Genomic DNA, 20,643 nt, shown 5'->3' with positions numbered 1-20,643 from the left:
CTGTGTTGCTCAACAACAAAATCAAGTATACATCAGAAAAAATAATATGTCAAGTATTAAAATGAAAAAAGTTCAAAAAATCTTAACCTCATTTTTGAACGGGGCGATGAAAGCCGGTTTGCTGGTTCTTATTCGAGATAAGGACAGATCTGATTCCATTTGGTAAGCAGGCGTTTCTTTGACCAGGCTGCATTTGCCGGACTTGTGGATGGCAGACAGATTGCTTTTTGCTGAGTTTGTGGAAAACAGTATTTTTTATATAAGCGGTATGCAGTGCCACCGTTGGTGAAAATCTGTCGGATGGATGCCGTCTGAAGAATCTCTGAAAGGTCATTGGGAACGACATTGTGGATACTGCTGTCACTGGAGCCTTCGATATCACAAGAGGCGATCACATCCCAGACGGCAATGTGGTGTGCAAGGAGTAGTGATTTTTTCTCTTCTATGCCGGCAGGAAGTGGTTCACCTGTAAGTGTGGCAAGAAGATCCCAGAAACGGTTTCTTGGATGCCCGTAGAAAAACTGACTTTCCCGTGATTTTACAGAAGGGAAGCTCCCAAGGATCAGAATGCGGGAGTCTGTGTTAAATACAGGATGGATTTCGTGAAGTACATGTGAAGATTGAGCCATAGGTATGCCTTCTTTCATAAATATATTCAATAAAAGGATAAGCGATACGGGAGTGAAAAGCAAGAGGGAAAAAGTACAGTCCGGGTTACTGTTCACTTCCGTGTCAATCACTACGCTGATTGGCACGGAGGATGCACGTTTTATCTTGAATGGCATCTCGCCCATCGCCAAAGGCGATTTAAAATGGCGAGATGCGTTGCTGGTCACAGGTACTGTGAACAGTAACCAGTCTGGCAGAATGCACAAGACAGGGAATCCTTGTAACTGTCAGAGAATTATAGAAAATAAAAAGATCAGTGACTGATTTTAGAGCAAAAAGTTTGTGAATTATTGAAAAAAGTTCTGCTTGTAAAGTGGCAGATGTCAGTGTATAGTGAAGTCACTCTAATTCGATTCTAATTTTATTTTATAGGAAATTGCATCCGGTATAATGAAATACTCTGAAGATACGCCGGGTGACATTCTCTGCTTTGAAACAGATCACAAGAAAAGTATATGATATCAGACACATGATTCGATGTGGCATTTTCAGGACAAGTTAATATGAATGAACAGACACAGGGAGGAACAGGATGGAAGAAAGAAGAGACTATGCGGTACTCCGTTTTGTGGATCAGAATGGCTGGAGTTATATGGTAAATGACTATGCAAAAGGCTGTTCTTTGATGGAGTATATCAAACAGGGAATCCGGGTGGAAAAAGAAACAATATTTGACTGGATCAGACAGCTTTCAAAACAGCTGGAACAGTATTATCGTTGTGGAAATGAGGATGCGGCGTATGGATATGTGAACCCATATGCAGTGATCATAACCGGAGACGGAATGCTTTGTCTTCTGGATATCAATGAACCGGAAAACGAGGAACTTTTAAAGCAGATGAAGAAGAAAAAGCTTCGTATGCTTTTTGTAAGGAAAGAAAGGGTTCTTTCGCAGAAGACAGAACGGTCGGATGATCTGTATGGTCTGGCAAAGATAATGGAATTTACAGCAGAAAAATGTCTGGATCCAAAGGCATTTACACGGAAAGAAGAGCGAGTCTGGAAAAGAATGCTTGGAAAGTGTTATAGCAGTGGGAAAAATGCCATAAAAGTATTGAAAAATATGCAAAAAGAAATTGGTTTTCTGGAAAGGGAAATGGAAAGACCGAGGGATAATGTTTCGGCAAAAAAGATTTTGCTTGCAATTCTGGCGGTTTGTATCATGAGTGCAGCAATCATCGGAGGGACAGTGAAAAAGCCGGAAACAAAAGCGATTGCAGCGAATCAGGATCAGCCAGAGGCGGGAGTTCAGGAAGGAGTAAAGGAGAAAAAGGAGACAAAAGAGGTTGTGGAACAAAATGGGGACAGTCCTTATCTGGAAATGGGACTTATTTATTATGTAGCGTGGGAAGATTATGTGAATAGCCTGGGTAGTCTCGATAAGGAAATGCAGGAGACAGAGTTTTCCGATGCATATCGGGTAGTCATAGCGAGTCTGGAAGAAGGGAGTATACAGCAGGAGGATGGATTAAACGCAGAAGATGCAGTAAAAAAAATATTAGATGAATTGGAGAAACGTGCAGAAAAAATACAGATGAAAGTGTATTTGTACCAATACCCGCTATTGAAGGTAAGTGTTCTGGAAGAGAGTGAAAAATGGCACAGGCTGACAAAGAGAATTGGTGAGGAGATGATTAGAAGACAGGCGTGGTACCGGTGGGATACAAATGGAGAAAAGGAGTGTGAGGTCAGAAAATATCTTGCAGAAAGCTATTTTAAACTTGGTGAGAATTTAAAAGCAGCTGAACAATATGAACAGATCAGAAAATTAGAATCGAATGAAGAAGAATTAGAAGAGATTTATGAAAAGCTGCAGTTGATTTATGAAGAAGCGCAGGAATATGAGAAAGTGTGGGAAATCAGCAGAGAGGCGGTTGAAGTATTACCGGATTCAGAAAGGTTGTGGATGAACTATCTGGAGCGTTATTGTGAGAATCCGGAAATGGAAAGAGAATTATGTGCAGAAGCAGTAAAAAAGGCCATCCAGGCAGTTCCTGAGCTTGCAGAATCAGAAGCGTTTAAACAGCTTCAGGGAAAATATAAAATTGTGATCGATGGAGAAAATATCCGGGTTGGAGAATAAAACGCTGAAAGAAATTTTTGAAAAAGTCCCATAAAAGGGAGGATGCCGGGTGACTTAAAAGCCCCCGGCATGTATTATGAAAAAGTTATTCTATTATTAACTTCTGCACGTCTTATTAAATGATTTGTTTGAAATCTTTTATCTTTTATGTTCTTCATTTGATGATTCTAGTATATAAAACACTTGTGAAGAAAGAGTGTTTAACAAATGAAGGTTTTTTGAAAGATAAATGAACAAATTGTGAACAAGACTATTTGCGGAATGCGAAGTATGGAAGCCCATCTTTCATAGGTACTTCTACACTTCCCTGGATCAGCGGGCGGGCATAAGCGATGAATTCATCTCCGATGTCGGAACCGTCTTTTGTGATCCATTCTTCAGGAACAGCTTTTTCTTTATTACAGATTTCGTTCACGTCTGCAGTTCCGAATTCAAGGATGTATGGGTCATCACTCTTACGGATAAAATTGATCATCTTTCCTGTTTCACCATCTAAAGCGGCACTTACAGCAAAACGGCCGGAAGCAGCGGCTTCGTCCAGATCTGTGGCAGATAAACAGGAGGAAGAGCATCTCTGGCAGACATTGAGTTCCACAGAGCGTACTTTGATACCAAGCTTTTCTTTTACGAGATTTTCAAGATACTTTCCGGAGCCAGTCAGCATTTTATGACCGAAAGTATCTGTGCCGACATCACTTGCAAGCTCACAGACAAAGGTTCCGTTACCATCGTTGATTCCTTCGGAAATGCAGACAACGAGATTAGAAGTTTTAGTAAGCTTTTCTTTTACCTTTTCGATAAATGCATCCGGGGAGAAAGCAACTTCCGGAAGATAAATAAGAACCGGATTATCGCCTTCAAATTTGCGGGCAAGAACGCTTGCGGCGGTCAGCCATCCGGCATGGCGTCCCATGATCTCGACGATGGTGACAGATGGTTTATTATCATAGACAGAGGCATCAATTGCAATTTCGCGTACTGTAGAAGCAACATATTTGGCAGCACTTCCGTAGCCCGGGGTATGATCGGTCAGAACCAGATCGTTGTCGATGGTTTTCGGAACTCCGATGATGCGGATATCACTTCCGACTGTTGCTGCGTAGCGGGATAATTTACTTACGGTATCCATAGAATCATTTCCGCCAATATAGAAGAAATAGCTGATTTCTTTTTCGGTAAATTTTTGGAAAAGTTCAGGATAAACCGGATCGGAAAGATCTTCCGGTAATTTATAACGGCAGGAACCAAGATATGAACCCGGTGTGGTGCGGATACGTTCCAGTTCGCCATTTTCTTTTAAAGGTGCCATGTCTATTGTGTGATCGGCAAGAAAACCTTCAATACCGTTGACCATACCGATGACATTATCAATCTCCGGATTTGCCAGACCTTCTGAGACAACACCATAGAGACTTCCGTTGATTACAGCAGTAGGACCACCTGATTGTCCGACCAGTAAATTGTGATTCATAGTTGAAATCCTCCTCTTTATTCATAGTAATCATATAGCTTTAACTATAGCCGAAAAATGTGAAATTTACAATATCAGTTGGAAAACAAAAAAAATTAGGCTATACTAGGAACGTGAGCTTTAAATTGAGAAGGAGAATACACATGAAATATATATCGTTTGCGATTCCGTGTTATAACTCGGCAGCTTATATGGACCGGGCAGTGGAATCTATTTTAAAAGGTGGAGAAGATGTAGAGATCATCATAGTTAATGACGGATCAAAGGATGATACTTCAAAGATTGCACATGAGTATGAAGAAAAGTATCCAACGATCGTCCGTGCAGTTGATAAGGAAAATGGTGGACACGGAGATGCGGTCAATGCAGGTCTTGACCACGCAGAGGGAAAATATTTTAAAGTTGTGGACAGTGATGACTGGGTAGATGAAGAAGCACTGTACAAGATTCTGGATGTTCTGAAAAAGTTTGAAGAGGAAGAAAAGCAGGTGGATATGCTGCTTGCCAATTATGTATACGAAAAAGAAGGAATGGAGCACAAGAAAGTGATTGAGTACAAGAATGTGCTTCCACAGGAAGAGATTTTTGGCTGGAATGATGTGAAACATTTCCATCTGGGACAGTATATTCTGATGCATTCTGTTATTTACCGGACAGATTTCCTGAAATTATGTCAGCTCAGGCTGCCGAAGCATACGTTCTATGTGGACAATATTTATGTTTACTATCCACTTCCGCATGTGCGTAAGATGTATTACATGGATGTGGATTTTTATCGTTATTACATTGGAAGAGAAGATCAGTCTGTCAATGAAAAGGTGATGATCAGTCGTGTGGATCAGCAGATCTTTGTCACAAAGAGCATGATTGATATGTATGATATGCGTAAGATTTCTAATAAAAAACTGCGGACCTATATGACTAATTATCTTGCAATTATGATGACGGTGTCTTCGATTCTTCTGATTCGTTCCAAAAATGCAGAGAATCTGGAAAAGAAACGGGAGCTGTGGCAGTATCTGAAGAAGAATCACTACGGAACTTATTGGAAGATCCGTTACGGAATCCTTGGACAGACCATGAATCTTCCGGGCAGATCAGGAAGAAAGATTTCGTCTCTGGCGTACATTGTGGCGAGAAGAATTGTCGGATTTAATTAAAATTCGTTCTTGACATTTCCGAAGAGAAGACTATAATAACTGTTAAAGAAAATATGGTTCACCAAAATTCGTTGATGAGAACAAAGTCGTATCCGTCATTATTTTCAGAGAGCCTGTGGATGGTGTGAACAGGTAATAACCGGATAAGGATATCCTCTCTAAGAAGCGGGTCCAAAGCAGAAAAAGTATCTGCAAGTAGACTTTGCCGGGATCCACCGTTATATGGATAGCATATGTTGGTATGTGAAGTGCCGCAGATTATTATCTGTGGAATTAGGGTGGTAACGCGGATTTTATTCGTCCCTTTTCAGATTGATTCTGGAAAGGGACTTTTTTGTTGCTGTGTATACAAAAAAATCCTGTGAATTTTGTTATCGAAAGATTAGAAGAACAGTTTTGCGTGGACGAAAAGAAAAAGGAGGAAACTGTAATGAAAGCATTACAAAAAGCAAGCAAATTTTTATCAGACTATACATCATTGGTGGTAATCGCTATTGCAGTAGTCACATTCTTTGTACCGGCAATGATGGGATGGGTAAATAACCCATTGTTCGTTGATCCGGTATCCAACAAGTTCACCTGTCAGTCGATCATCATCGGAATCATCATGTTCAGCATGGGACTGACACTGACAACCGAAGATTTTAAGATTCTGGCACAGAGACCTTTTGATATCTGTATCGGCGCAATCGCGCAGTATCTGATCATGCCATTTCTTGCATTTGCACTGACGAAAGTACTTCAGCTTCCGGATGGAATTGCACTTGGTCTGATCCTTGTAGGCTGTTGTCCGGGTGGTGTATCCTCCAATATCATGTCTTATCTGTGTGGCGGAGATGTGGCATTTTCCGTAGGAATGACTACGGTATCCACAATCATTTCACCGGTTATGACACCGCTTATGGTTTCACTTCTTGCAAGCGGAACGCATATTACGATCAAAGGACTTCCGATGTTTGTATCTATTGTTGAGACCGTTATTGTTCCGGTAGCTTTTGGATTTTTACTGAATTATCTGTTTGGAAAGAAAAAAACATTTACAGAGCTTCAGAAAGTGATGCCTGGAGTTGCAGTACTTGGACTTGCATGTGTAGTTGGCGGAGTGGTTTCTTCGCAGGGAGACAAATTCTTTGAATCAGGAGTTGTAATTTTTGTGGCAGTATTTCTTCATAATGGACTTGGATATCTGCTGGGATACGGCGCAGGAAGACTGACTGGTATGAATACTGCAAAGAAGAGAACAATCTCCATCGAAGTTGGAATGCAGAACGCCGGACTTGCTACCAACCTTGCAACCACAACGGCACAGTTTGCGGTGGCACCGGAATCCGCAATTATCTGTGCTGTATCCTGTACATGGCATTCTATTTCAGGAACACTTCTCGCAGGATTATTTGCAGCATATGATAAGAGAAAAGCAGGAAAGCCTGCAAATAAAAAGCAGGCTGCAGAAAATGTAGCATAAAATACAGAAATAATTTCGGAATGGTCATCATAAAATATCAGGAATAACTTACAGGGCGTAAGAAGATATGGAAGATCAGAAACTGGAAAATCTTTTAAATCTGGCACTTGGAGCGACGGAAGAAGAAAGAGAAAAATCATTGAACCTGGATGTCGGGTATCATCCGATTGACAGGGAATGGGAATTGATTATTAAATATTCGGGCAATCTGGATCAGGTAAGAGCCTTGGCAATCCAGGTGGTTGAACTTCAGAATGAGTACGCGATCATTCGGATCAGCCAGTCCAGGATTGATTTACTTTCAGATATTCCTGAGGTAGAATATATAGAGAAACCGAAACGTTTATTTTTTCAAATAGCAAATGGGAAGCGGGTATCCTGTATCAATGAGGTGCAGGATACCCGCTTTCTTGATCTGCGTGGACAGGGTGTCCTTGTGGCGATAATTGATTCGGGGATTGATTATGCGAATGAAGATTTTCGGAATGCAGATGGAACGACGAGAATACGGGTGATGTGGGATCAGTCATTAAGACCGAATGCGGATGAAGAGAAGAATCCACCAAAAGGGTATCGGATGGGAGTGGAATTTACCAAGGAGCAGATTAACAGGGCACTTGAGGCTGACTCGTCAGAGGAAAGGAGAAGAATGGTACCAAGTCAGGATATATCCGGTCATGGGACTGCAGTTGCAGGGATTGCTGCCGGAAATGGGCGAGGAAGCGGAAATCTGTATGCCGGTGTGGCACCGGAGAGTGAGCTGATTGTGGTAAAAATGGGGTCGCCTATGCCAGACGGATTTCCACGGACGACAGAACTGATGCAGGCGATGGATTATGTGGTGAGGAAAGCACTGGAATTTCGGATGCCGGTGGCGATCAATCTGAGTTTTGGAAATACATATGGTTCTCATGACGGCAGGAGTCTGGTAGAACGGTATATTGATGATCTGTCGAATTTCTGGAAGAGTGTGATCTGTGTGGGGACCGGAAATGAAGCAGCAAGTGCCGGGCATACTTCTGGAGTGCTGCAGAAAAGAAAAGAAGAAAGAATACAGCTCGCAGTACAGGCAGATGAATCAACATTGAATATTCAGATCTGGAAAGCGTATACGGACGAAGTGGAAATTTCATTTGTATCTCCTGCGGGGACGCGGATCGGTCCAATACAATCTGTTCTCGGTTCGCAGAGATTCCGGATCGGGGAAACGGAGATTTTATTATATTATGGAAAACCGAGCCCGTATAATGTCGCGCAGGAGATTTATATTGATATGATTCCGGTGACAGATTATATTACGTCGGGAGTCTGGCAGATCATTTTGAATCCGACAAGGGTTGTGGAAGGGCAGTATGATCTGTGGTTGCCAAGTGAGAATGTGTTGAACCGAGGGACAGGATTTTTGTATCCGGATGAAGAAGTGACCTTAACGATTCCTTCGACTGCAGATAAAGTGATATCGGTTGGGGCGTATGATGCGCTTACTTTTTCCTATGCATCTTTTTCAGGAAGAGGATATACCTGGCAGGATGAAAGGACGAAACCGGATCTTGTGGCACCGGGAGTGAACGTAAGGACGACAGCAGTTGGCGGAGGGGTGACAGTGGTGAGTGGAACTTCTTTCGCAACGCCGTTTGTGACAGGAGCATCGGCACTTTTGATGGAATGGGGGATCGTAAGAGGAAATGATCCGTTTTTGTATGGGGAGAAGGTGAAGGCGTATCTCCGGCGCGGGGCGAGAGAGTTGCCGGGATTTGAGAAGTATCCGAATCGGGAGGTGGGGTATGGGGAGGACGTTATAATAAGGTTACATTGAAGAAAGTCAGTAAAATCAAGTGTTTCCGTTCATTTTCCCAACACAGAAACGAAGCACTTTTACCATGATTTTGAAGAAAATCTGCCCGGGTTGGATTCAAAATGATATGGAAAGAAAGATTTGTAGCAATGACGTAACATGAACAGTTGGTTCTGTTACAGACAACAGTTTAAACGAAAGAGAGGTCATAGGGATATGAAACTGACTTATACAAATGTAAATGGATACCTGATTCCGAACCTCACCTATAAATCCGGTGAGCAGATGGAGCAGCTTGGCAAATATGGATTCTTACGCAGAGATTATCTGAAGAACCATCGAAATTCAACCTATCAGGTGATGCTTCTGCAGGATACGATTGGAGAGCATCTTCTGGAAGTGGACAAGGCAGCCAGGGAACGGGAAGAAGTGATTCTGAAACAGTTGGAAGAAAAAGAACCACTGCCGGATAAGGAGAAAAATCAGATGGCATGGGTAAGAGCTGCCAATCAGCACAGAGCGATTGCAGAAGAGATTATCCTGAAAGAATTGATTTATGTATAAGGATTGTCAGTAACTAATCTGGCAGGTAACTGATAAAAATAGAATATTGTGAGCGAAGTAAGGCGTGAGTCATAAGATATGGCTTGCGTCTTTTTCTTTGCCTGAAAGGAAGTGATAAGTTTGAACAAGAAGTTTTTGAAGCATTATATGGAAACCAATCCAGAAGGGACAGCACAGACCTATATCTTTTTGGTGGACAATCAGGATATAGCGTTGAATATTGTGATGTCAGGTTATCAGGCACTTTGTCTGGTGCAGGAAGATGACGGATATTATTTCAGTGCAGATTCCTTTATAGAGGAAATGAGATCTATTCAGTTTACTGGAAGCTGTCAGAGTGCCTATCATTATGTGGCTTCCTGTACGGTGAAGTGGGTAAATGATAAGATACTGACATTTTTCAAAGACGCTGGTCTTGACGGAAAAGCAGGCTGGCAGTTGTTCAAAGAGAAGGAGTACCTTGGCAAACTGGATAATCAGAAAGAAGTTGAGAAATTACTGGAACAGTATATTCTTCGGTTTGAGCGAGATCCGAAAGAAGAACCGGAACTGAGCCGTTTTCACTTATTTGATGCAAAAGGGAATGTGAAAGGTGTCCGGGATATGGAGATTGTAGATTACCTGGTGGAGAATGTTCAGTTTTTTGTGGTGGGAATCACACCGTATTATTATGAGCATGGTGTTTTCCTGGAAGACCATGATGGTGTAAGAATGAAATACCGTATCCAGAAGCTGATCTATCGTGATCAGGTACAGAGTGGAGTGATCAAAAGAATCTATAATCTACTGATCGCACAGCCAAAAGTTCACCGAGAGGCATATGAACTAAATAAACAACCTGTGCGGTGGATCAATTTCAAAAATGGATATTATGATCCGGTTAAAGGCGAAATGTTGGAACACAATCCAGATTATCTGACAATCAATCAGATACCATTTCCCTATTATCCAGAAGATTGTGAGCAGGTGTTACAAGGTGGAGAAAATATAAAAAAGTATCTGGCATCGTCTCTTCCTAACAAAGAAGAACAGCAGACATTCTGGGAGTATTTTGGATACTGCATGACACAGGATACGCAGTTTCAGAAATTCCTTACACTGAAAGGAAATGGTGGAACCGGAAAGTCTGTGGCAGTATCGCTGATCCAGCATGTAGTTGGAATCACCAATATGTCCAGTATTTCTTTACAGGATTTAAATAAACGATTCTATGCGACTGGAATGTATGGAAAGCTGTTAAATGCCTGTGCAGATATTCCATGCAAAGCAATGGAGAACACAGATGTATTAAAGAAAGCAGTCGGTGAGGACACACTGATTTATGAGAAAAAAGGACAGGATGCAATTCATTTCCACTCTTATGCGAAGCTGCTTTTTTCTACCAATGAAATGCCGCAGAATCTTGAGGATAAGTCAGATGCTTTTTACCGTAGACTACTGATTCTTGATATGAACCGGGTAGTAAAAAGTGGTGAAAAAGATCTGCACTTAAAGGAAAAGGTACAGGCAGAATCCGATTATGCAATTCATATGGCGATGATTGCATTGAAAAATCTGTACGAACAGGGAAAGTTCACGGAGAGCGAACACAGCAAAGAATGTGTAAGAGAAGTGCAACGGACGTCAGATAGTATCTGTGCTTTTATTGATGAGTCATTGGTGCGTGCCAAAGGAAAACGTCTGAAACGAAGTGAAGTGTTCCATATGTATGAGGAATACTGTAAAGAGAATGGCAGACAGGGGCATGGTAAATCCAACTTTTTCAGAAATATGACAGATAAAGGTTTCCTTCTGAAGCAGTACAATGGTGAGTTTTATTATCAGGATATTGCAGTTAAGGAAGAAGATTTTTGCCCTGTAGATCCAGAAGAAAGAATACCTTTTGAAGAAACAGATATAGATTATAAACAGTTACAATTAAATATGAATCAGGAAATTAAGGGCATTTAGGGCAAAATAAGCAAAAAGAAATGTTACCGGAGCAGGAGAAATAACAAAGATAGCTGCCAGAGTACATAAAATTTTGCTTTTTTTACACTGACTGCCCTTTTTCATGTATCAACGTTTTAGCTGATACAAATATAGGTTTTTCCCAAATTTGGGAGAAAGTCAAAAATAAATATTAAGAAAGTATGAGGTATGATTATGAGAATGATGAAAAACAACAATAATGAGACAGTTATGGTGATCGGGATTGATCATGGGTATGGAAACATGAAAACAGCCACCAGATGCTTTCCATCCGGTGTAGCCAGATATGACAAGGAGCCAATCTTCCAGAATAATCTTCTTGTTTACAATGACATGTATTACCAGATCGGAGAGGAACACAAGGAGTTCTATGCAGAGAAAACGCAGGACGAGGACTATTATGTGCTGACACTGGCGGCTATCGCAAGGGAACTGGATGGGAAAGGTATGAACCGGGCAAAGGTACACATTGCAGCCGGACTTCCACTTACCTGGGTAGCTATACAGAAAGAAGATTTCCAGAAATATCTTCTCCAGAATGAATGTGTGGATTTTACATTCCGCAATAAAGAATATCGTGTGGAGTTTGCAGGAGCTGATATTTACCCACAGGGATTTGCAGCAGCTTTTTACCGTTTACAGGATTTCAAAGGAATCAACATGCTTGTGGATATTGGAAACGGGACTATGAACATCATGTATATCAATAATTCCCGTCCATTAGAGAAGAAATGCTTTACAGAGAAATATGGAACGCACCAGTGTGTGCTTGCAGTCAGGGAATCTTTGTTGAAAGAACTGGGAACAGTGGTGGATGATCTGGTGATTGAGCAGGTGATCCGTACCGGGACAGCAGATATTGGTGAGAAATATCTGACAGTCATTCGTAAAGCTGCCGGAGATTATACGAAAGAAATCTTTCATAAGCTGAGAGAACGGGAATATAATCCAGAACTGATGCGTCTGTATGTGGTCGGCGGTGGCGGTTGTATGATCCAGAATTTTGGAGAATATGACAAGAGCCGGGTGACAATTGTACGGGACATCTGTGCCACAGCGAAAGGCTATGAAGCAATGAGCGTAAGGAAAATCCAGAGAAACGGAGGGATGCTTGTATGAGAAAAGAACGGAAAATCATCAACACAAATATCCGTTTGAATCTTTGTGATGAACAGGACAGGCAGGCATGGGAATATTTGCAGACGATGGACAGGGAAAAATATAAATCGTACACCAGAGCAGTTGTAGTTGCTTTAAACGATTATTTTTCCAGAGAGTACAGGAATGAAGCAGATCCGTATCTGGAAACCAGAGAAAAGGAAGATGCTTTTCTGGAAAGAGTGGAAACAGCTGTCCGGGATGGAGTGAAAGAATCTGCCCCGATGGCTATAGCGAAGAATCTGATGGAAATGCTTGTACCGTTTGTAAAAGAATCGGTAGGAGAAATTAATCTGCCAGACAGAACACTAACAATGGAGAAAACGGATGAAGAGATCGCAGAAGATAATCTGGACTGGGAGAAAGAAGCTGATATGGATGCAGCACTGGATTTTGCAGACAGTTTTTAGCTGATTATAAAAGAAAAGCAGTCTGGCTTACATAAAATAAATCAGACTGCTTTAAGTGGAGCTATTCTTTTTTCTTGGGTAAGGACGTTTATCATCTGTCAGGTTTAGCAGATAATCAACGCTGGTATTATGAAATTCAGCCAGTTTAATCAGAATGTGAGTAGGGATATCGACATCACCACATTCATAATTACTGTAAATACGCTGACTGCAATTTAGGATTTCACCCATATTCTTCTGCGTAAGGTCACGATCTTCACGCAGATCCCGTATTCTCTGATACATGTGTTTCACCTCTAGCATAATAATAACTTAGCGAGATATTCACTATTGAAATATAGCGGGAAATTCGCTACACTGAATTTAAAAATGTAGGAGGGAGAAGTACAGAGTGAAAGAGAAAGTGAAAAAGGTGCTGGTGTGGATTTTTGAGTTTGTCTTATTTTGTGGATATTTCTATGTTTTATTCGTGAATCTGGTATGTGGATTTGGATATGGAGGGATAAGCAGCAGAGGACAGGCAATAAAGATTTTGTGTGCTTCGTTCTTTCTTGCAGCGGGATTGCCAGGATTGATCTGGTATCAGCATCGCAGACTTATGAAACTGGAGAATTTATTACATGACCTGCTTGAAATTTGCGACAAAATAAAATAGCAGTAACAGGAAAAAGGACTGACAGTAAAGAATAGTTTTACGAAAACAGAATAGCAGAAAAAGACAATAGCAGTGATAGCATTTCAGACATTATGAGTTGGAGAAATGTTCATGACTGCTATTTTTATGCCTTTCAGCAGAAATAGAAAGCAGTTCAGAAAAAGAAAGACAGAAATAACAGGGAAATATGGCAGAAAGGTGTTTGCAGATGAGAGGGGTGTACAAACAGGCAAAGAAAAGATATAGGGTGCCGGATACGGCACATGATTGTCCGATACTTCGCATCGGAGTGGTGCATGACCAGCCTGTTTCAGAAAGGGAAAATCTATGAAAGGTGGAGCTTTTCTTTTTCTTCCGCAGTCGGCTCCTGCACCACAAACCCACCGTCATCTCCATTTGGATTTGATAATGTAGGGTGGAAAATATTGCCTGGCGGGTGTCGATTCAGTGGTGGGGAGATGACAGGCAAGTTTCGCAAAGTGGCAAGCCACTATGCACCGGAGCCAGCCTTTGGGCTGTTCCTAAACTTGCCAGAGGGCTCCGCCCCTTGGAACCCCGGCACGTCAATGGCGTAAGTATTCCTGCGAAATGTCCACCGGACATTCCTACGGAACACTTACTGATTGACTAGGACGCTGTCCTGCACCTGTATAAGAGAGCGTTGCACTCTCTTATAAATCTCCTACCAATATGCCGCCAGAACGCTGTGGCTGTTAACAAAGAATGAAAATCAAGCAATGAAAGGAGACAAAAGCCTATGAGAAAACGAAATCATACAGTAACCATACGGATGAATAAAGAGGAATACGATTTGTTTCAGAGCAAGGTTAAAGAATCCGGAAGAACACAGCAGGAAGTTGTGATAAAAGCAATCGCAGACTTGAAGATAGCAACGGCAGAGGAAATAGAAGAACTGAAAAGACTGAACCAGATGTTTGCGGATATCCTTTGTCAGCTCCGGGGAGCTACGACAAATATCAACCAGATTGCAAGAAAACTGCATACAGATGGAGAAATCCCAAACGACAGTATGTTGTATTTCCTCAATAAAAATATTCTCAAGTATCGGAAGGAGAGTGAAAGGATATGGCAGTTAATAAGACGATTAATAAGCGGACAAATACACATGGAGCAATGAGAAATTGTATTGAATATGTTTTACGACAGGACAAGACAAGTGAGCTGCTTACTTATATAACAGGCCCGTACTGTCACAATGAAATTAATTATGATCTGGTGTACAGAACCTTTTTGGAAGAAAAGAAGATGTGGAATAAAGATACAGGGAGAATGTATGCCCACAACATTATTTCCTGGCATAAGGATGAGCAGATCACCCCGGAGCAGGCATTTGAATTTGGAAAAGAGTTTGCAGAAAATTGGTTCAGTGGATTCCAGACCTTAGTGGCTGTGCATAAGGATAAAGACCATATCCACTGCCATTTGGTTACTAATTCAGTGAGTTATGAAGATGGGAGAAAGCTGCATAACACCAGAAAAGATCTGGAACGTATGAAACAGCTTACCAATCAGATGTGCCGGGAACGAGGACTGACCGTTGCCGAAAAAGGAAAGCATTTTGATGGAAGTCAGATTGAAAAAGGGGAAGTCATTGCATGGAGCAAAGACAAATATAATCTGTTCCGTCAGCAGGTAAAGGATAGCTTTGTAGCGGACTGTGCAATGGCAGTGTTAAAAGCACTGGAAAATTGTATAAGCAAAGAAAAGTTTATAGAAAAAATGAAGCAGTTCGGATGGAACGTAAACTGGACAGAGAAACGGAAGCACATTACTTTTCAGAACCAAGAGGGAAAGAAAGTACGTGACAGTAATCTGTTCAAAACATTTCATTTGGATATCAGCAAGGAGGGACTAGAGAATGAATTTAATGGAAATAGGAAAAAAGCCAGAGATTCAGCCAACAGAGACAGCAGATCAGATGAAGAACTTGCCGGATACTACCGACAAGTGGAAGCAGCTTGCGAAGGAGCAGGCGGCGTCACTGGAGCTAGTGACGGAAGAGAGAGACGAGTTACAGGTGAGAAATCAGAAGATGAACGAGTTTATCCAGAAATTTCAGGAAAGGACACACAAGCTGAAAATGGAAAAACAGAAGCTATTCTTCGAGAATCACGAAATGCAAGACGAAATTCGGAAATTAAACGACGAAATTCATCGTTTGACAACCGAACTGTCCGAAACGCAGAAGCTGAATCAATCGCTTCAGAAGAACAACGACGATTTGAGGAACAGAAACGGCTTGAAGAGCAGGAGCGAGCAAGAGCAGCTCGAAGAAGAAATAAAAGACGTTCGGGACCAGAACTCTAAATTGCAGATACAGGTTAATAAATCATCTGTTGAAGCAGTAGATGAAGCACAGAAGAAACAAAAAGAAGCAGAGAAAAAGATAGAGCAGGCAGAATCCAAAGCCCGTAACGAAAAGAAACGTGCTGAGCTGGAAATTCGTAAAGCGAAAAAAGAAGTAAAGGACAGAACGGAAAGCATGAAGTCTATAGAATATTTCTGGGGAATGGGATACATTACGGTAGTCCTGTTTGCAATTCTACAGAATGGTGCTTTTCAACATGATTTCATAGATTTTTTTATGGCTCCATTCATGTGGTATGTTCGATTTTGTAAATGGCTGGTATATCCAACTTATGATAATGGATTTAACCAGAAAATAGCATATACAGGTGGGGAAGTATGGGTTATCAGGATTCTGGCAATCGTAGCTGTGCTTTTCATAATGGGAATCATAATGGTGATAATTATGGAAACAATAAAACAATACAAAAAAATGTGGAACGAAATTTCACAAATGTTTTTGATTGGAAGCCTTTCAGGGATAGCAGTGCTTGGGGATGTAACTAGAAAATATCTGCCGGTGAATTTGATTTTGCTATTTATACTCATTAATATGGGTATCATGCTACTCAGAATATATCTTCGGAAGAAGTTTGATTATATGTAATTTGTTATTTTAATGACCAGTGGGTGGTACCTGACAAATGATAAAGCTGTTATTATGATTGCACACCGCCTAAAAACAGTACAGAAAGCTGAACGGATTTTCGCTCTGGAGAATGGAAAACCGCACAGCAGGGAATACATGAAGAACTTGTGAGACAGGATGGGATTTATCGTCATTTTATTGTTGAAAGAAGAGAGGCAACAAAATGGAGAGTTTAGGAGTCTAAATGTCTGGTGCGGCGATATTCCAAAGGTGATACACCAAAATGCTTTTTAAACACAGAGGCGAATTTGCTCTGATTCAGATATCCGACCTGTGCTGCAATCTCAGCTACAGACAGTCGTGTTGAGGCAAGCAGTTCGCCTGCTTTATTCATACGCATTTCACGCAGATAGACAGAAATATTCTGTCCGTAAACACCGCGAAAATAATTTTTTAGACTGGTTTCGCTGATAGAAAAATATTCAGCCAATTCCCACGCAGGATGATGCAGCCTTAGGTCTGAGGTGATGATATTTTCGACCTTTTTAGCAATATTAACCTGAGATTCAGTAAAGAAAGTGCAGGCCTGAGACTTAGGGATAGCCTCCAAATTTTGTAGTACTGAGAATAAAGCGAGCGTATATATTTTCATTTGAATGACTGCAAAAGAGGCCGGAAAATCATATAATTCCCATAGTTTTTTGAGAATTTCCTCAGTTTCGTGGGTCGCTGTCGATATATAAGTGCTTCCATGAGGACAAAACATCTTTGAGATTTTTCTGAAATCAATGCTAAATTCATTTTGTACCCATGTATTTTCTAAAGTAAATGTATCTATATCAATAAAGAATTCAAGCCCCTCATAGATGCGCTTTGGATAAACATATTCTTTTTGGGCGAAGCATTCTGTGAGAGAAAGTTCTCTGTCTTTGATGTAGACAAAATTTTTGTTGTTCAGGATCATTTCACAACGACCTGTCACACAATAGTTAAGAAGCAATGGACCTTTTGTAATGGAGCTGTCTGATCGAAGGTCGGGAGCCGTCCAGGTTGGAGAATTTATAAAAATATATGCCAGAGACAGACCGGGAAAAAGTGAAAAAAAGGTCATCGAACCTTTACCTTCCTTCGTATTTAATATAAGCTCCATACTATATTCAGCCTGTTTTATGGATATACCTGGTATTTTGATACATTTTTTGATCACGTCGTTAATTTTCATAGAAGATCTCCCTGATATAAGTACTTTTGCCCTGTAACAGATAATATTATAGGATTTGAAGAGAGCAGAGTCAACAATAAAACCCAATGCTGTTTGGAGCTAAAATGATATTTGGTTGTAGAGATATAACAAAACATATGGTATTTTATGGAGTAGTTAGATAGAGCTAATTATACAAGGGAGGTATTCTGTATGAATAACAAATTACAGGCGAAGGACCTGATTAATCTGGGACTTTTCACAGTCCTTTATTTTGTACTCGGATGTTGTGTGGCAATTCCGATTGGCTTTGTTCCGATATTTCTTCCGATTCTTGGTGCATTGTGGACACTGATCACAGGAATTCCATTTATGTTATTCCTGACAAGGGTAAAGAAGTTTGGTATGGTAACGCTGATGGCAATTCTGAGTGGCCTTTTGATGGGACTTACCGGAATGGGATATTGGGGTGTACCTTTGGGGCTTATCTTTGGGCTGCTGGGAGATTTGATTCTGAAATTTGGCAATTATAAAAGTGCTAAAAGGAGCCTGATTGGATATGCAGTATTCAGTCTCTGGATGGTTGGTACATATATTCCAATGTACTTCATGGTAGAAGATTCAAGAGCCAGCTTCGCAGCCAGTTTTGGTAAAGAGTATGCAGATAAAGTAATGGCTGTCATGCCTATGTGGAGCATTGTTCTTGTGATTGCAGGTATCTTTATCTGCGCAATCATTGGAGGAATGATTGGAAAAGCGTTGCTCAAAAAACACTTTGTAAAAGCAGGAATCGTGTAATGGATGAGATATTATCTGCTACTGTTGACAGCAGAAATGGAATTGTTTTAGATCCTAGAACAAAATTGTTTATGCTTATAACGATTACAACATTGATGTTCAGTACCAGCAATGATGGAATCATGAATATAGTGAAACCAATACTAAGCCTTATACCATTTGCATTGATTTTGTCAGAGCACAAATTCAAAACAGCCGGTAAATATGCAGTTCTCTATGCGGTATGCTTTGTACTGGAGCGGCTGGCATTGAATGTTTGGAGTGGTATGATTTCTTTTCTGATATTGGCAGCAACATCAATTATGACGCGTTTTGCACCGGGAATTATGACAGGCGCATATCTGATTTCTTCTACATCTGTAAGTGAGTTTATCAGTGCAATGGAGCGGATGCATGTCACAGAAAAAATCATAATACCGTTGTCAGTTATTTTCCGTTTCTTTCCTACAATCAAGGAAGAATATCAGGCAATCCGGGATGCAATGAAAATGAGAAATATCCGTTTTGGTGGTAAAAATCCATTCCTTATGATTGAATACCGGCTGATACCATTGATGGTATCCGTAATAAAAATTGGTGATGAGCTGTCTGCAGCAGCTCTAACAAGGGGACTTGGTGCACCGGTCAGAAGAACCAATGTCTGCGAGATTGGCTTTCATGTACAGGATTTTAGTGCCATTGTTGTTTGCTTTGCATGCTTTATATTGTTCTTTTTGCATCAGTATATTGTTTTTTGAGGTAGTACATTATGATAAAAATAGATCATGCAACATTTACATATGGAGAAAATAATGAATATTCTGTGGGAATCCGGGATATTGATCTGGAGATAGAAGATGGTCAGGTTATTGTGCTATGTGGGGAGAGCGGTTGTGGAAAAACAACACTCACTCGAATGATCAATGGGTTGATTCCACATTATTATGAAGGAAAATTAACTGGTGAGATATGGATAAATGGGATAAATGTTTCGCAGCAGCCACTGTATGATACAGCAAAAATTGTTGGAAGTGTTTTTCAAAATCCACGGTCACAGTTTTTTAATGTAGATACAACAAGCGAGATTACTTTTGGATGTGAAAATCTTGGAATGCCAAAGGAAGAAATCAAAGATCGATTGCAGGCTACAATTCAGGAGCTGCATCTGAAAAAATTGATTGGACGCAATATTTTTCAGCTTTCAGGTGGAGAGAAGCAGAAGATTGCCTGTGCAGGGGTTTCTATTATGAAACCGGATATTTTTGTCCTGGACGAACCCTCTTCTAATCTGGATGCAGCTTCAATCATGGATCTGCGAAGAATAATCGCCCACTGGAAGGAACAGGGAAAAACGATTATTATATCGGAGCATCGCCTGTATTATCTGCGTGGGCTGGCGGATCGGTTTATTTATATGAAAGAGGGACAGATTATTCAGGATTATTCAGCCACAGAGTTTGAAAATCTGACAGAAGAAAAGCGAGAAGAGATGGGACTGCGGGCTTATGTTCTGGAAAATCTCCTTATGCCAGAGATGTTGATATCAGAAAGAACCACAATGGAACTTCATGATTTTAATTTTGCATATAAGAATGGTCCACAGATTTTATATATCAGAGAATGTGAGATTCCGGCAAATCGGATTGTCGCAATTACGGGCAATAATGGAGCTGGAAAATCTACTTTTTCCCGTTGTTTCTGTGGTTTGGAAAAACAATGTGGCACAATCATCTGGAATGGAAAAACTTACAGACCAAAAGAAAGGCTGAAAGCCTGTTATATGGTTATGCAGGAAGTGAATCATCAGCTTTTTACAGAGACAATACAGGATGAAGTTATGATTAGCATGAAAGAAGAAAATGAGAAAGAAGCAGACAAATTTCTTGATATGCTGGATCTGATAAAAGTCAAAGACCGTCATCCAATGTCACTTTCCGGAGGTCAGAAGCAGCGGGCGGCTATCGCATCTGCAATTGCCTCCGGGCGCTCTGTGCTGTTTTTGGATGAACCAACCAGTGGTCTTGATCATAAGCATATGCTGGAGGTTGCAGAGGTTCTAAGAGAAGTGTGGGATACCGGAATTTCGGTTTATGTGATCACACATGATTTGGAACTGATTATAGAGTGTTGCACTGATGTCATTCATTTTGAAAATGGAACTATTGCAGATCAGTATCAGATGGATGCAGAAGGAATGGAGAAGATAAGAAAATATTTTATCCAGGAAAAGTGTTGTGGCAAGTGGAGTAAATCTGACTGATGGCAAAGGATATTGTAAATAGTTTTGGAAAGTAGATGAATGATAATT

General features: G+C 40.8%; 20 protein-coding genes and 1 other annotated feature. Of the genes, 16 read left to right on the top strand and 4 right to left on the bottom strand.

The features are described from left to right. Positions 1–128: 128 nt before the first annotated feature. Complete coding sequence (locus tag NQ556_RS13395; RefSeq protein ID WP_008369823.1) at positions 129–629, bottom strand: DNA-deoxyinosine glycosylase; 501 nt, start codon at positions 627–629, stop codon at positions 129–131. Between the two features lie 572 nt (positions 630–1,201). Here NQ556_RS13395 and NQ556_RS13390 point away from each other — a divergent pair. Beyond that, positions 1,202–2,752 carry a hypothetical protein gene (locus NQ556_RS13390; protein ID WP_008369826.1) on the top strand — a complete coding sequence of 517 codons (1,551 nt, stop codon included), beginning with the start codon at positions 1,202–1,204 and terminating at the stop codon, positions 2,750–2,752. Positions 2,753–3,002: 250 nt separating this feature from the next. Here the strand turns inward: NQ556_RS13390 and NQ556_RS13385 are convergent, their stop codons facing one another. Beyond that, positions 3,003–4,223 (bottom strand): 6-phosphofructokinase, encoded by a 1,221-nt coding sequence (locus NQ556_RS13385; protein WP_008369827.1) that lies wholly within the window; start codon positions 4,221–4,223, stop codon positions 3,003–3,005. Positions 4,224–4,366: 143 nt separating this feature from the next. On the opposite strand from NQ556_RS13385, the gene NQ556_RS13380 reads away from it, so the two are divergent. The 7 genes from NQ556_RS13380 (at position 4,367) to NQ556_RS13350 (ending at position 12,746) form a co-directional block, all read left to right on the top strand. After that, positions 4,367–5,383, top strand: coding sequence for a glycosyltransferase family 2 protein (locus NQ556_RS13380; protein WP_022220025.1), 1,017 nt, complete (start codon positions 4,367–4,369; stop codon positions 5,381–5,383). 62 nt (positions 5,384–5,445) lie between these two features. Beyond that, positions 5,446–5,691: a binding site (T-box leader), on the top strand. 122 nt (positions 5,692–5,813) lie between these two features. Further along, positions 5,814–6,848, top strand: coding sequence for a bile acid:sodium symporter family protein (locus NQ556_RS13375; protein WP_008369831.1), 1,035 nt, complete (start codon positions 5,814–5,816; stop codon positions 6,846–6,848). A 67-nt stretch (positions 6,849–6,915) separates the two neighbouring features. Then, a complete protein-coding gene (locus tag NQ556_RS13370; protein ID WP_008369833.1) occupies positions 6,916–8,664 on the top strand; it encodes a S8 family peptidase in 1,749 nt (582 codons plus the stop codon). A 195-nt stretch (positions 8,665–8,859) separates the two neighbouring features. Beyond that, positions 8,860–9,207 carry a TnpV protein gene (locus NQ556_RS13365; protein WP_040015519.1) on the top strand — a complete coding sequence of 116 codons (348 nt, stop codon included), beginning with the start codon at positions 8,860–8,862 and terminating at the stop codon, positions 9,205–9,207. Between the two features lie 111 nt (positions 9,208–9,318). Next, on the top strand, positions 9,319–11,157 hold the full coding sequence (locus NQ556_RS13360) for a DNA primase family protein (protein WP_233420475.1): 1,839 nt from the start codon (positions 9,319–9,321) through the stop codon (positions 11,155–11,157). 195 nt (positions 11,158–11,352) lie between these two features. After that, positions 11,353–12,297, top strand: coding sequence for a ParM/StbA family protein (locus NQ556_RS13355; protein ID WP_044998622.1), 945 nt, complete (start codon positions 11,353–11,355; stop codon positions 12,295–12,297). Then, the gene (locus tag NQ556_RS13350) at positions 12,294–12,746 is read left to right on the top strand and encodes a hypothetical protein (protein WP_005333760.1); all 453 of its coding nucleotides are present in this window, start codon (positions 12,294–12,296) and stop codon (positions 12,744–12,746) included. The genes NQ556_RS13355 and NQ556_RS13350 overlap by 4 nt, the downstream gene beginning before the upstream one ends. A gap of 51 nt (positions 12,747–12,797) precedes the next feature. Here the strand turns inward: NQ556_RS13350 and NQ556_RS13345 are convergent, their stop codons facing one another. Then, positions 12,798–13,031, bottom strand: coding sequence for a helix-turn-helix domain-containing protein (locus tag NQ556_RS13345; RefSeq protein WP_015540886.1), 234 nt, complete (start codon positions 13,029–13,031; stop codon positions 12,798–12,800). Positions 13,032–13,137: 106 nt separating this feature from the next. Between NQ556_RS13345 and NQ556_RS13340 the strand changes: the two genes are divergently transcribed. From NQ556_RS13340 to NQ556_RS13320, 5 genes are all read left to right on the top strand, one after another. Further along, on the top strand, positions 13,138–13,401 hold the full coding sequence (locus NQ556_RS13340; protein WP_005333764.1) for a hypothetical protein: 264 nt from the start codon (positions 13,138–13,140) through the stop codon (positions 13,399–13,401). A gap of 111 nt (positions 13,402–13,512) precedes the next feature. Further along, positions 13,513–13,647 (top strand): hypothetical protein, encoded by a 135-nt coding sequence (locus NQ556_RS13335; protein ID WP_015540887.1) that lies wholly within the window; start codon positions 13,513–13,515, stop codon positions 13,645–13,647. A 511-nt stretch (positions 13,648–14,158) separates the two neighbouring features. Continuing rightward, positions 14,159–14,539: a plasmid mobilization protein gene (locus tag NQ556_RS13330; RefSeq protein WP_172675350.1), complete on the top strand. Its 381-nt coding sequence runs from the start codon at positions 14,159–14,161 to the stop codon at positions 14,537–14,539. Next, entirely contained in the window at positions 14,488–15,729 is a 1,242-nt protein-coding gene (locus tag NQ556_RS13325; RefSeq protein ID WP_227189164.1) for a relaxase/mobilization nuclease domain-containing protein, read from the top strand. Before NQ556_RS13330 ends, NQ556_RS13325 begins: the two co-directional genes overlap by 52 nt. Then, positions 15,644–16,375: a DUF6040 family protein gene (locus NQ556_RS13320; protein WP_238061211.1), complete on the top strand. Its 732-nt coding sequence runs from the start codon at positions 15,644–15,646 to the stop codon at positions 16,373–16,375. The genes NQ556_RS13325 and NQ556_RS13320 overlap by 86 nt, the downstream gene beginning before the upstream one ends. 214 nt (positions 16,376–16,589) lie before the next feature. On the opposite strand, the gene NQ556_RS13315 is transcribed toward NQ556_RS13320, so the two are convergent. Beyond that, the gene (locus tag NQ556_RS13315; RefSeq protein WP_005333772.1) at positions 16,590–17,579 is read right to left on the bottom strand and encodes a helix-turn-helix domain-containing protein; all 990 of its coding nucleotides are present in this window, start codon (positions 17,577–17,579) and stop codon (positions 16,590–16,592) included. A 192-nt stretch (positions 17,580–17,771) separates the two neighbouring features. Here NQ556_RS13315 and NQ556_RS13310 point away from each other — a divergent pair, with 192 nt between their 5' ends. From NQ556_RS13310 to NQ556_RS13300, 3 genes are read left to right on the top strand one after another with little or no spacing between them, the layout of a single operon-like run. Next, positions 17,772–18,356 carry an MptD family putative ECF transporter S component gene (locus NQ556_RS13310; protein WP_005333775.1) on the top strand — a complete coding sequence of 195 codons (585 nt, stop codon included), beginning with the start codon at positions 17,772–17,774 and terminating at the stop codon, positions 18,354–18,356. Continuing rightward, positions 18,356–19,093, top strand: coding sequence for an energy-coupling factor transporter transmembrane component T (locus NQ556_RS13305; protein WP_005333779.1), 738 nt, complete (start codon positions 18,356–18,358; stop codon positions 19,091–19,093). Before NQ556_RS13310 ends, NQ556_RS13305 begins: the two co-directional genes overlap by 1 nt. Before the next feature lie 11 nt (positions 19,094–19,104). Then, positions 19,105–20,595, top strand: coding sequence for an ABC transporter ATP-binding protein (locus NQ556_RS13300; protein ID WP_005333781.1), 1,491 nt, complete (start codon positions 19,105–19,107; stop codon positions 20,593–20,595). Positions 20,596–20,643: the final 48 nt, after the last annotated feature.

The organism is Coprococcus comes ATCC 27758, from assembly GCF_025149785.1.
GTDB classification, from domain to species: domain Bacteria; phylum Bacillota; class Clostridia; order Lachnospirales; family Lachnospiraceae; genus Allocoprococcus; species Allocoprococcus comes.
The sequence above is the reverse complement of the archived record's forward strand: the minus strand, read 5'-3'. Positions and strand labels throughout refer to the sequence as shown.